The 12,446-nt window shown below is 67.0% G+C and carries 7 protein-coding genes; 2 read left to right on the top strand and 5 right to left on the bottom strand.

All coding sequences use genetic code 11. The features are described 5' to 3' along the window. Positions 1-11: 11 nt before the first annotated feature. Positions 12-3,596 (top strand): ABC transporter permease/M1 family aminopeptidase, encoded by a 3,585-nt coding sequence (locus ACTT2I_RS03380; protein ID WP_421100525.1) that lies wholly within the window; start codon positions 12-14, stop codon positions 3,594-3,596. A 9-nt stretch (positions 3,597-3,605) separates the two neighbouring features. Here the strand turns inward: ACTT2I_RS03380 and ACTT2I_RS03375 are convergent, their stop codons facing one another. The 5 genes from ACTT2I_RS03375 to ACTT2I_RS03355 all read right to left on the bottom strand — a co-directional run bounded on the left by ACTT2I_RS03375 (position 3,606) and on the right by ACTT2I_RS03355 (position 10,065). Beyond that, on the bottom strand, positions 3,606-3,998 hold the full coding sequence (locus ACTT2I_RS03375; RefSeq protein ID WP_088434351.1) for an SseB family protein: 393 nt from the start codon (positions 3,996-3,998) through the stop codon (positions 3,606-3,608). A gap of 71 nt (positions 3,999-4,069) precedes the next feature. Continuing rightward, a complete protein-coding gene (locus ACTT2I_RS03370) occupies positions 4,070-4,567 on the bottom strand; it encodes a GNAT family N-acetyltransferase (RefSeq protein ID WP_421100524.1) in 498 nt (165 codons plus the stop codon). 91 nt (positions 4,568-4,658) lie between these two features. Further along, positions 4,659-6,380, bottom strand: coding sequence for an alpha-amylase family glycosyl hydrolase (locus ACTT2I_RS03365; RefSeq protein ID WP_421100523.1), 1,722 nt, complete (start codon positions 6,378-6,380; stop codon positions 4,659-4,661). Further along, positions 6,380-7,867 carry an MFS transporter gene (locus ACTT2I_RS03360; protein ID WP_088434348.1) on the bottom strand — a complete coding sequence of 496 codons (1,488 nt, stop codon included), beginning with the start codon at positions 7,865-7,867 and terminating at the stop codon, positions 6,380-6,382. The genes ACTT2I_RS03365 and ACTT2I_RS03360 overlap by 1 nt, the downstream gene beginning before the upstream one ends. Then, on the bottom strand, positions 7,864-10,065 hold the full coding sequence (locus ACTT2I_RS03355; RefSeq protein ID WP_421100528.1) for a Six-hairpin glycosidase-like protein: 2,202 nt from the start codon (positions 10,063-10,065) through the stop codon (positions 7,864-7,866). Before ACTT2I_RS03355 ends, ACTT2I_RS03360 begins: the two co-directional genes overlap by 4 nt. A gap of 233 nt (positions 10,066-10,298) precedes the next feature. Between ACTT2I_RS03355 and ACTT2I_RS03350 the strand changes: the two genes are divergently transcribed. Then, complete coding sequence (locus tag ACTT2I_RS03350; protein ID WP_421100522.1) at positions 10,299-12,365, top strand: glycoside hydrolase family 97 protein; 2,067 nt, start codon at positions 10,299-10,301, stop codon at positions 12,363-12,365. Positions 12,366-12,446 lie beyond the last annotated feature (81 nt).

Below are 12,446 nucleotides of genomic sequence, written 5' to 3'. Positions count from 1 at the left end.
CGGAGCCGCCCATGATCGCTGCCTTCTTCCGCTTCGAGCTGCGCGAGCAGCTCCGTTCCCCGCTGCTGTGGCTGCTGGCGGGCCTGTTCGCACTGATGGCCTTCGGTGCGGCCTCCTCCGATGCGGTGCAGATCGGCGGCGGCGCCGGCAACGTGCACAGCAATGCGCCCACCGTGATCGCCTCGATGCTGGGCATCTTCACCCTGCTCGGCATGCTGGTCTCCACGCTGTTCGTCAGCAACGCGCTGTTGCGCGACTTCGATCTGGGCACCGCCGAACTGATCTTCGCCAGCCCGATCAAACGCCGCGACTATCTGGCCGGGCGCATCGGTGCGGCCTTGGTCAGCGGGCTGCTGGTCTATGTGATCATCGCCCTGGGCCTGGCGCTCGGGCCGTTCATGCCCTGGGTGGATCCGGCCCGCATGGGGCCGGTCTCGCTCTACAGCTATGTCTGGGCATTCGGGGTGATCGTGATCCCGAACCTGGTGTTCACCACCGCGCTGCTGGCGTTGCTGGCGGCCACCACGCGCTCGATCCTGTGGGTGTACATCGGCGTGATCGGTTACTTCGTGCTGTACGGCGTCAGCGCCGCCCTGCTCAGTGACATCGACAACACCTGGGTGGCCGTGCTCAGCGAGCCGCTGGGCCTGCGCGCGCTGTCACGGACCATCCGCTACTGGTCGGTGGCCGAGCGCAACAGCGGCCTGCCTGCCCTGGCCGGTCAGCTGCTGGCCAACCGCGCGCTGTGGCTGGGCGTGGCAGCCGTGCTGTATGCCGCCACCTTCGCCCTGTTCCGTACCGAACGCAGCGGCAGCGCCGGCCGTCGCTGGGGCCGCAGAACCGCGGTCACTGCAAGCACGGCAGCGCTGCGGCCGGCCCAGGTCGTGGTGCCCCGCGTGGTGCCGGGCCATGGCGCCGGCACCGCCTGGCGCCAGTTCCTGCACCAGGTCCGCTTCGACACCCGCGGCGTGCTGCGCAGTGTGCCGTTCCTGGTGCTGCTGGTGCTGGGGCTGTGCAACTTCCTGCCCGGTGCGCTGTTCCGCCAGACGCTGTACGGCACGCCGATCTGGCCGGTCACCTCGGAGATGCTGACCGCCCTGCAGGGCGCCTACAGCTGGCTGCTGATCATCATCGTGCTGTTCTTCGCCGGAGAGCTGGTCTGGAAGGAACGTGCGGCACGGATCCATGAAGTCACCGATGCGATGCCCGTTCCCAACTGGGTCCCGCTGCTGGCCAAGTTCGCCACGCTGGTGGCGGTGATCGCCTGCTTCCAGGCAATCGGTGCGCTGGCCGCGATCGGGGTTCAGCTGAGCAAGGGCTACACCCAGATCGAGCCGCTGGTATACCTCAAGACGCTGGCACTGGATTCGGTCGTCTACCTGTTGATGGGCGGTCTGGCGCTGGTCCTGCAGGTGCTGACCAACAACAAGTTCGTGGGCTATGCACTGCTGATCGTGGTGATGATCGGGCAGGCCGTGCTCGGCATGCTCGACTACACGCAGAACCTGTACAACTTCGGCAGCTGGCCGATCGCGCCGTACTCGGACATGAACGGCTACGGCCACTTCCTGCCGGGGCAACTGGCTTTCCAAGGCTACTGGGCGCTGTTCCTGCTGGCGCTGCTGTGCGTCGCCTCGGCGTTCTGGGTGCGGGGTGTCGGCACCAGTCTGCGCCAGCGCCTGGTGCTGGCGGGCCGTCGCCTGCGCGGTCCGGCCGGGCTCGGCGCCGCCGCTGCAACACTGGCCTTCATCGGGCTGGGCGGCTGGTTGTACTGGAGCACCAACATCCGCAACGAATTCCTTTCACCAGACCAGCAGCTGGACCTGCAAGCCCGCTACGAGCGCGAGCTGTCGCGCTACCGCGACCTGCCGCAGCCGCGCATTGTCGCGGTGGACAACCGGATCGACCTGCATCCGGAGACCCAGTCGGTGGTCATCGATGCGTACTGGACCGTGCGCAACACCCACACCGCCCCCATCGCGCAGCTGCACGTGGCGATGAACGACGACAAGCAGCTGACCGCGGTCGACCTGGGTGGCCAGACCCTGGCGATGCATGACGCCGACCTGGGCTATCGCATCTACCAGCTGACCGCCCCGCTGCAGCCGGGCGAGGAACGCCGCATCCACTTCCGCGTCAACCAGCACCCGACCGGCATCACCGCCGATCAGGCGCCCACCAACCTGGTGGAGAACGGAACCTTCTTCAACAGCCGCCTGCTGCCCTCGTTCGGCTACGACCAGGGCGTGCAGATCACCGACCGCAACGAGCGCCGCAAGCGCGGCCTCGGCGAGCCCAGCCGCATGCCCAAGCTGGAAGACCAGGCCGCCCGCGCGAACAACTATGTGACCGACGATGCGGACTGGCTGGCCTTCCGCAGCACGATCTGCACCGCGCCGGACCAGATCGCGCTCGCGCCGGGCTACCTGCAGCACGAAGCGACCGTCAACGGCCGGCGCTGCTTCAGCTACGCCATGGACCGGCCGATGCTGAACTTCTATGCCTACCTGTCGGCCCGCTGGCAGGTGAAGCGGGCCACGTACCAGGGCGTGCCGATCGAGGTGTACTACGATGCCCGCCACGGCTACAACGTAGACCGCATGATCGAAGCCGTGCAGAAGTCGCTGGCGTATTACGAAGCCAACTTCACCCCATACCAGCATCGCCAGGTGCGCATCATCGAGTTCCCGGGTTACTCGCGTTTTGCCCAGTCGTTCGCCAACACCATCCCCTACTCCGAATCGATCGGCTTCATCGCCGACCTGCGCAACCGCGACAAGGTGGACTACGTGTTCTACGTGACCGCCCACGAGGTCGCACATCAGTGGTGGGCGCACCAGGTGATCGGTGCCAACGTGCAGGGGGCCACGATGCTGTCCGAATCGCTGTCGCAGTACTCGGCGCTGATGGTGATGGAGAAGGAGTACGGGCGGCAGCAGATGCGTCAGTTCCTGAAGACGGAACTGGATGGCTATCTGGCCGGCCGTGGCAGCGAGGGCATCGAGGAGCTGTCGCTGGCGCGGGTGGAGAACCAGCAGTACATCCACTACGAAAAGGGCTCACTGGCGTTCTACCGCCTGCGTGAGGAGATCGGCGAAGAAGCGCTCAACCGTGCGCTCAAACGCTTCCTGCAGGACAAGGGCTTCCAGCAACCGCCCTACACCACCTCGACCGAACTGCTGACCTACCTCCGGGCGGAAACGCCGGCCGACCGCCAGCAACTGGTGACCGATCTGTTCGAGAAAATCAGCTTCTACGACAACCGCGTGCTGGCCGCGACCGCGCGCAAGCGGGCGGACGGCAAGTACGACGTCACGCTGAAGCTGCATGCGGAAAAGCGCTATGCCGACGGTGACGGCAAGGAGACCGCCGGCACGATGGACGACTGGATCGAGATCGGCGTGTTCGCCAACGCCCCGTCGGGCAAGGAGCGCGACCAGAAGGTGCTGTACCTGCAGCGCCACCACGTCACCGAGGCCAACCCGTCGATCACCGTGACGGTGGACGGCAAGCCGGACGAGGCCGGATTCGATCCGTACAACAAGCTGATCGACCGGGTGTCGTCGGACAACCGGCGGAAAGTGACGCTGCCGTAAAACGCAGCGTCAGCGCGGGCCGTCGGCGAAGTCCTTCAGGATTTCGCCGACGCCGGACGGCGAGATCTCAAAGCCCAGCGACGTCCCCGGATTGATCACCACGCCGTAGCCGCCGGGGACGCGCTTGAGCACGTCCAGCATCAGCATGCGGAGGGTGTGCGGGGCCTGCTGGCTGTGGAAACCGACCCGGCTCATATCGGTGAACACGGACACGTGCAGGATGCCCTGCTTGTCGAACAGCAGCGGGTCGAAACCGCTGCCGTCCGGGGTCACCAGGCTCCCGGTGAGCAGCACCACTTCGGACGCCACGAAGGCCTTCATGAACAGGCCGATCGGCAGCTGACCGTCCATCGCGGTCTTGAGCAGGGTTTCGATCGGGGTCTGGGGGGCAGCGTCGTTCATCGGATACAGAGGGACGGGTGGGGTCCGTCATTGTACCGCCGGGGTGACCGTGAGCCGGCCGGCGGGCGGCCCTATGCAGCGGGCGGACCACCGATCAGGAACAGGTGGAAGGTCGGGTCATCCTCGGCCAGCGCGACATGCGGCAGGCCGAGGCGCGGCAGGGTCCGCCGCCAGTAGGCATGCGCCGTCACATCGCCGCGGAACACCGCGAGCAGCCACTGCCCCTCGCCGGGACGCACCAGTTCGTCGACCACATGAGCGGCCAGGCCTTGCCGCCGGTACCTGGGCAGCACGAAGAGGTCGGCCAGTTCGGGATAGTGGCGCCCGCCCCGTTCCACCTGGTCCACCAGCACGAAGCCGGCGAGTGCGTCGTCGACGAACAACAATCGCGCCCACTGAGGGTCGTCGCGCAGCGAGGCCTCGACATCGCACCGCTCACAGTCGAACAGGCCGTCGGGCCGTACCGCTTCCCCACTCCAGGCCGAGGCCTCGAAGTAGTAGAACTGCATCAGATGAAACAGGCGCTCGGCGTCGTCGGGCGTTGCGGGGCGCAGGGACAGGCGTGACATGGACACCGTACTCGGGAGGACTGCAATGGGCAGTCGCGAGCCCGATTGTACTGCCCGGCCCACCGCGGCGCGGCAGACCGGGCATCACCGCTTACTTCGCCAGGCGCTTGGTGCGTGCACGCTGGTCGTCGACCGCCGCCTTCAGCCGGTCCTGCAGCGCGGCCTGGTCGATCTGCGCGTCCAGCACGAACACGCGCACGCCGTGTGCAGGCACCACGGCCTTGAGTGAGCCGGTAACGGTCTGGCTGTCGCCACCCAGCGCGTCGCGCCAGGTGCCGGCCTGCAGGTAGCGGCGAACCTCAAAGGTACGCGCGGTGTCGCCCTTGTTGAGCAGGACCAGGGCGGTCTGGGCGGTATCGCCCTGCTGCAGCACGCGGAAGAACACGGCTTCATCACCCTGCAGGCGTTCATTGACCTGCAGGCCGCGCTGCAGGGCCGGCGTCGCCTCGCGCAGCTTGGCGATGCGCTGCAGCGGCGCAAAGATCGGGCTCTTCGGCGCGTCATTGACGCGCTCCTGGCCGAAGTAGGCACGGTTGCCGGCATGCTCGGCCCGGCTGCGCATGAAGCCGGTCTCCGAACCGTAGTAGATCACCGGGATGCCGCGCGCGGTGAACAGCCAGTTGTGGGCGTCGATGAACCCGACATCGTTCGCATCCAGCCGGGCCATGTCGTGGTTGTCGTAGAAACTCATCAGCTCATACGGATTCGCGTACGGCCCATCCAGCAGATGCAGCGGCTCGGCTAGGGTTTCAAAGCCTTTCTGCTCCTTGCCGAATACGGACGACAACGTACTACGCAGCGGGAAGTCGAGCACGCTGACGTTCGCGTTGGCCGGCCAGGTGTGCTCGGCGATCTTGCTGGCGTCGTAGTCGAACGCTTCGCCGAACATGAACATGCCCGGATGCTCGGCACGGATGCGGTTGACGAAGGCATGCCACCACGGGTGTGGCAGCCAGCCGATGGTGTCGATCCGCAACGCATCCACGCCCTGCGCGGTCCACTGCAGGTACGCGCCCACCAGGTAGTCCATCACCGCCGGGTTGTGCTCGTTGAAATCGGAGAGCTCGGCCAGGTTGCCATCGAAGATCGAGCCGTTCTTGCCGTCGACCGGGCCGATGTTGTTGTAGAAGGCGTGCAACGGGTTGTGGGCCGGGTCCAGCTGCTGCGGCGGCAGGTTCTGATGGTCGGCGATCAGGCGGCCGTCTTTGTCGAAGATCTGGCCGAACTGCGGCTGCGCCACCGGCATCGTCCACGCGGGCGAGCCATGGTTGCCCACGATATCCAGCACCACTTTCAGATCGGCGGCGTGCAGGCCGCGGGTGAAGGCAGCAAAGTCCAGGCCCTTGCTCGGCAGATGCTCGTCCAGCGTGTAGAAGTTGACGCCCCAGTAGCCGTGGTAGCCGGTCTTGCCGCGGTCGGTCAGCGTGCTGGTGCAGCTGATCGGCTTGCTGCCGGTGAAGGCCTGGTCCGGGTTGTCGATGATCGGGGTGATCCACACCGCGCCGAAACCCAGGTTGCGGATGTACGCGGCATTGTCGAGCACGCCCTTGAAGTCACCGCCGAGGTAGCCGATGTTGCCGTCCACTTTGTCCGGGCATGGCACCGGGATGTCGAAGGTGGGATGCGCGCCGCCCTGGTCGCGGTGATCGTTGGACGGATCACCGTTGACGAAGCGGTCGGTGACCACGAAGTAGACCGCCTGGCTGGCGAACGGCTCACGCGTGCCGACATAGTCCGGGCGCTCGACGGCCAGGGCGGGAGTGGCGGACAGCGCGAATGACAGGGCCAGCGACAACGACGAATACCGGGACATCAGACAACCTCCTGTTGGGATGGCACATACAGCACGCACAGGCCGGCCAGCAGCAGGCTGCCGCCACCGAGCGCAAGCACGTGCATCGGGTCGCCGCCCAGCCACGTGCGCAGCAGGAAGCCGAGTGCACTGGCCGCGACCAGCTGCGGAATCACGATGAAGAAATTGAACAGGCCCATATAGATACCCATCTTGGCCGCCGGCACGCTGTCGGACAGCAGCGCATACGGCAGCGACAGGATCGAGGCCCAGGCGAAGCCGACGCCGACCATCGACAGCAGCAGCCAGTGTGGGTCGCGGATGAACAGCATCGAGATCAACCCCAGTCCGCCCAGCCACAGGTTGACCAGGTGACTCCAGCGCAGGCCGAGCGCGCGCACCATCAACGGGATCAGCAACGCCGCCAGTGCGGCGAAGCCGTTGTAGGCACCGAACAGCACACCTACCCAGTTGGCGCCCTCGTTGTAGGCGGCCGAGGCGGTATCGGTCGAGCCGAAGTGGGTGCCGGCGACGGCGGCGGTGGTGTAGATCCACATCGCGAACAGCGCGAACCACGAGAAGAACTGTACCCAAGCCAGCCGACGCATGGTGCGCGGCATCGCACGCAGGTCGCCGACGATGGTGGCCAGCATGTTCGCGCCCGGCACGCAGCGCGCCACACCCAGCAGCACGCCATAGGAGATGCACAGGCCAGCCAGCACATACAGCATGCGGTCGCCCTGCTGCGACGCGATGGCGGCAGCGAGCACGATACCGACCGCCACCCAACCGCCGATCTGCGCCCACGGGGGCGGCCCGGCCACGCGCACATGCTGGTGCACGGCGGCCGGTTCGGCATCCTCGAAGCTGGCCAGCTCGGCCGGCGCGTACTCCCGGGTGCTGACCACGGTCCAGGTGATCGCCGCCAGCAGCACCGCCGCGCCGAAGTAGAACGCGTAACGCACGGTATCGGGCACCTGCCCGGCTGCCGCGGTGTTGGCGACGCCGAAGTGGGCCAGGATGAACGGCAGGAAGCTGGCGACGATCGCGCCGATGCCGATGAAGAAGCTCTGCATCGCAAAGCCGGTCGGCCGTTGCCGTGGCGCCAGCTGATCGCCGACGAACGCGCGGAATGGCTCCATCGATACGTTGATCGAGGCATCCAGCACCCATAGCGTGCCAGCGGCGATCCACAGCGTTGGCGAGTTCGGCATCACCAGCAGGGCGAGCGTGGTCAGCACCGCACCGATCATGAAGAACGGGCGGCGGCGGCCCCAGCGTGTCCAGGTGCGGTCGGACAGGTAGCCGATCACTGGCTGCACCAACAGGCCGGTCAGCGGCGCGGCAATCCACAGCCCGGGCACCGCATCCATTGGCGCGCCGAGCGTTTCGAAGATGCGGCTGGCGTTGGCGTTCTGCAGGGCAAAGCCGAACTGGATGCCGAGGAAGCCGAAGCACATGTTCCAGATCTGCCAGAACGACAGCGTCGGTTTGGGCGGACGGCTCATGGGCGCGGCTCCGGCGAGGCCGCCACCGGCATCAGGGTCAGTGCGGACACCTGGGCCTGGTTGAGCACGCCCTCACTGCCGCCCTTGCCGCCGTTGTACTGCGCGAAGTGGGTCAGCGCGCTCATGTTGAAGCCCTCGTCCAACGTGATGCGGCAGGCCCCTGCCGTCGCCTCGAATTCAACCGCCGTGGAATCCTGTTCGCCCACGCTGTGTGGCATGACCACGGGGCGGCGCTGGTCTGGCTGGCCCGCGCACTGCACCACCAGCGTTTTCACCGCCGCGGTCACGCCGGTGTTGATCGGGCCGTTCGGGTTGTCGTAGCGCAGGCGCGCACGCCAGCGGCCGGCGGTGGGTGCCGTCCATTGCCAATGCTGCGCACCGGCCAGTCGCTGTTGCGGCCCGACGCAGGTCATCGGGCTGTGCAGCGATTCCAGCGCACCCGCGCGGCGGGTCAGGCTCAGGCAGTGGCTGGCACCCTCCTTGGGCAGCGTAGCGACACCCTTTACGGGCAACAGCGGCTGGCCATCACGCCACAGCACATGGTCGGCGGGCACCGGGATCTGCCAGCCAGCAGTCGTTTCGCGTGGCACCGGTGCGGCCGGGGTTGCCGGGGCGAATACGGCTGACGGACGAAGGATGGCCGGTGACGGCGTGGCGCCACTGTCCTGCATTGGTACGAGCTGGACGGTGGTGGTGCTGCCATCGCGATGGACCTCGCCGGCCACCAGCAGTTCGCCGCTGAGCTGTTTCGGCCGCACCAGCACGTAACGCTGTCTGCCATCGTCCAGGCGGATGCGGTCATGCGCACCGAACAGGGTCGGCACCAGGGACACGGGCAGCTTCGGCGCGACGCGTCCGTCGTCCTCCACGCCGAACACACCTTCCAGCACCATCGAGAGGTACCCGGCCACCGACCACAGCTGGCGTGGCGAATTGACCACCGGGCCGCTGAGGGCACCTTCGTCGACATGCACCGCCAGGCTGCGCATCTCGTAGTTTTCCATGTTCGAACCGGCCAGCGCGGTGCCGCGCATCAGCGATTCGATCTCCAGGGCGATGCGCGGGGCATCGTCCAGCCGACGCGCGGCGCGCAGCGAATACGCGCTGACGAAAGGCCAGATGCCGCGGTTGTGATAGATCGGCTGCTGCGCTTCCTGCGGCCACACCACCGGGCTGCCACCGGCTACGGCGGGGTAGTTCGCCAGCGCGCGCCGTGCGCGGTCGGCCGGGAACACATCGGCCAGCACGCCCAGCGAGAGCGCGAGCAGGTCGTACTTGGCGTACGGCACCGGATGCGCCGCCTCGCCGATGTAGCTCATGTACTGACCGGCCTCCTCGCGCCAGAAGCGTACGTCGATCTGGCCAGCCAGTGCATCCGCCCACTGGCCGTAGGTGGCAGCACGCGCATCGCCGTGCTGGCGGGCCAGTTGCTCGGCCAGCCGCAGCGCCTGGTAATGCAGCACGTTGGTGGACAGCGCGAAGGACTCGCCGATGAAGCGCACGTCCTCGCGCGTCCAGTCCGGATAGGTTTGCTCACGCCAATCCAGGAACGAGGTTTCGCCGCGATACAGGCCGATCCGTGCATCGAACACCGCCTCGCGATCCTGCGCCAGGGTCGCCTGCAGTGCCTGCCAGACCTGGTCGGCGAAGGCCGCGTCATCCAGCAGCCCGCGTGCGGCCAGGAACCACACCACGCGGTCGCTGCTGATCGGCCAGCTGCCACCGGAGCCGGTGTCCTGGGCGACGAACAGGCCTGGCGTATGCCCATCGCGCGCGGTGGAAAGCTTGAACTGCAGCGACTGGCGTGTGCGTACCGGATCCAGACGCGACAGCGCCAGATCGGCGGCGAAGCTGACATCACGCGTCCACACATACGGCCAGCGCTCACCGGTCTGGAAGCATGCGCAGGGAACCGGCTTGCCGTGATTGAAGGCCGGGTCACGGATCGCCTCCACGCGGTCGGCCTCCATCTCCTGCTGGGCCAGCCCGAACAGCGCATCGAACAGCACGCTGCCGGTCTCGCTGCGCATCGGCTGCGCGCCGACGCGCACCTCGCCCTGCGGCGCATGCAGAAGGTAGCCACCTGCGGCGGCGGGCTCGGCGCGCGCATGGCGGCCGTCGAAATCCAGGTCGGCCGCGCGTGCGGTGGACCCCATCGCTGCCCCGAGGGCAACGGTCAGGCAGATCATCTTCAGCATCGAAGTGGCGAACCGGCTCACGCCCGTTGCCTCCCTCCCCTTTGCTCGCGTTGTAGGTCCGCACCGCCTCGCGGCAATGCGCTCGCGGCCCCCTCCCAGGGTGCCTTGGGCCCATGGTAGACGGCACGCCGCAGCCTGCATCGAGCTGCATACGTATTCATGGCCGATGCGGCCGGCAATCGTGACGGCGTCGCTATAGTCCGGGGGTGTTTTCGGCCGCCTTGGGAGGGGAAATGCCGTCACTGTCGCATTCAACTGACGGGTCTTCCGTTCGTCGTCGCCTACCTGTGCTGGGCTGGATTTTCTGCGCATTCAGCGCCACCGCCTTCGCCGAGCCGGTCACCGTGGCCAGCGTCGACTCGCCCGGCAAGGTGCTGCGCGTGTCGCTGCAACTGGATGGCGGGAATCCCAGCTACCGGGTGGACCGTTTTGGCGAGACCGTGGTGGACAACTCCAGGCTCGGCTTCCAACTGCGCGATGGCCGACTGGACCGTGATCTTGCCCTGGTCGGTCAGCAGTCGCGCAGCGTCGATGAAACCTGGGAGCAACCCTGGGGCGAGCGTCGCCTCACCCGCAATCACTTCAACGAAGTGGTGGTGCAGCTGGCCGAGCGCAGTGGCGCCAAACGTCGTATCGATGTGGTGTTCCGGGTCTACGACGACGGCCTGGGCTTCCGCTATCACTTCCCGCAGCAGCCCGGCATGCGCGAGGCCATCATCGATGATGAGCTGACCGAGTTCGCGATCGCCCCGACCTCCACCGCGTGGTGGATTCCGGCCGGCGAGCCGATCCACTACGAATACCTGTACCAGCGCACGCCGTTGGATCAGGTGCCGCTGGCACACACGCCGATGACGCTGCGCAGCCGCGATGGGTTGCATGTCTCCATTCACGAAGCCGCGCTGGTGGACTATGCCGGCATGTGGCTCCGCCGCACCGAGGGTCAGCGCCTGCGCGCGCAGTTGTCGCCGTCGGCGGAAGGCTGGAAGGTGCGGCGCAGCCTGCCTTTCGATACCCCATGGCGCACGCTGCAGATCAGCGACACCGCCGGCGGGCTGGTCGAATCGAGCCTGATCCTCAACCTCAACGAGCCCAATGTGCTGGGCGACGTGAGCTGGGTGAAGCCGTCCAAGTACCTGGGCGTGTGGTGGTCGATGCATCTGGACGAGGAGAGCTGGGCTACCGGCCCACGGCATGCCGCGACCACCGCCAAGACCAAGCGCGTGATCGACTTCGCCGCCCGGCGTGGCTTCCGTGGCGTGCTGGTGGAAGGCTGGAATCCCGGCTGGAACGGTGACTGGGTCGGCAATGGATATGCCTTCGATTTCACCCGGCCCACCGCGGACTTCGACATCGAGGCACTGTCGGCCTACGGCGCCAAGCAGGGCGTGCACCTGATCGGCCACCATGAAACCGGCTGCGCGATCGAACACTACGAGGATCAGCTCGGCGCGGCGCTGGATCTCTACGCGCGGCTGGGCGTGGATTCGTTCAAGAGCGGCTACGTGTGCGATGACGGCCAGGTCGACCGCCGCAACCCGGCCGGCGGGCCGCTGTGGCGCGAGTGGCACGACGGCCAGTTCATGGCCCGCCATCATCTCAAGGTGGTGCAGGAGGCGGCCAAGCGGCATATCGCGGTGAACCCGCATGAGCCGATCAAGGACACCGGCCTGCGCCGCACCTACCCGAACTGGATCACCCGCGAAGGCGCGCGTGGCATGGAGTACAACGCCTGGGGCCAGCCGCCGAATCCGCCCGAGCACGAGGTCAACCTGGTGTTCACCCGGATGCTGTCCGGGCCGATGGATTACACCCCCGGCATCCTCAGCCTGAAGGGCCGCGGCGGCCAGGCCATTCCCAGCACGCTGGCGCGCCAGCTCGCCCTGTACGTGACGATCTACAGCCCGATCCAGATGGCGGCCGACCTGCCCGAGCACTATGAGCAGCACCGTGAGGCCTTCCGCTTCATTGAAGACGTCGCGGTGGACTGGGACGACACCCGCGTGCTCAACGGCGAGGTGGGCGACTTCGTGACCATCGTACGCAAGGACCGCCACAGCCGCGACTGGTTCCTGGGCAGCATCACCGACGAACACGGCCGCGTGCTGCCCCTCTCGTTGGGCTTCCTTGAGGCGGGGGTGCGTTACCGCGCGGAGATCTATCGCGATGGCGACGGCGCCGATTTCCGCAGCAACCCCTTCGCCTTCGTGCGCGAAACGCGCGAGGTCACCCGCGTTGATGCGTTGGTGCTCAAGCTGGCACCGGGCGGGGGGCAGGCGATTCGCTTTACCCCGTTGTAATTGTCCCGGCGCACTGCGGAATACCAACCGTCGGCGCGTCTGGAGGAGTGCCCCCTGAGTCAGGCGGCGGTACCGAAGGCA

The organism is Stenotrophomonas sp. PUT21 (genome assembly GCF_052232875.1).
GTDB classification, from domain to species: Bacteria; Pseudomonadota; Gammaproteobacteria; order Xanthomonadales; family Xanthomonadaceae; genus Stenotrophomonas; species Stenotrophomonas maltophilia_N.
This window is presented reverse-complemented; position numbering and strand designations above follow the sequence as displayed.

Excerpts from the sequence above, each read along its gene's own strand:
- ACTT2I_RS03360 (WP_088434348.1), bottom strand. The coding sequence starts at position 7,867 with ATGAGCCGTCCGCCCAAACCGACGCTGTCGTTCTGGCAGATCTGGAAC.
- ACTT2I_RS03375 (WP_088434351.1), bottom strand. The coding sequence starts at position 3,998 with ATGAACGACGCTGCCCCCCAGACCCCGATCGAAACCCTGCTCAAGACC.
- ACTT2I_RS03365 (WP_421100523.1), bottom strand. The coding sequence starts at position 6,380 with ATGTCCCGGTATTCGTCGTTGTCGCTGGCCCTGTCATTCGCGCTGTCC.
- ACTT2I_RS03370 (WP_421100524.1), bottom strand. The coding sequence starts at position 4,567 with ATGTCACGCCTGTCCCTGCGCCCCGCAACGCCCGACGACGCCGAGCGC.
- ACTT2I_RS03350 (WP_421100522.1), top strand. The coding sequence starts at position 10,299 with ATGCCGTCACTGTCGCATTCAACTGACGGGTCTTCCGTTCGTCGTCGC.
- ACTT2I_RS03355 (WP_421100528.1), bottom strand. The coding sequence starts at position 10,065 with ATGCTGAAGATGATCTGCCTGACCGTTGCCCTCGGGGCAGCGATGGGG.
- ACTT2I_RS03380 (WP_421100525.1), top strand. The coding sequence starts at position 12 with ATGATCGCTGCCTTCTTCCGCTTCGAGCTGCGCGAGCAGCTCCGTTCC.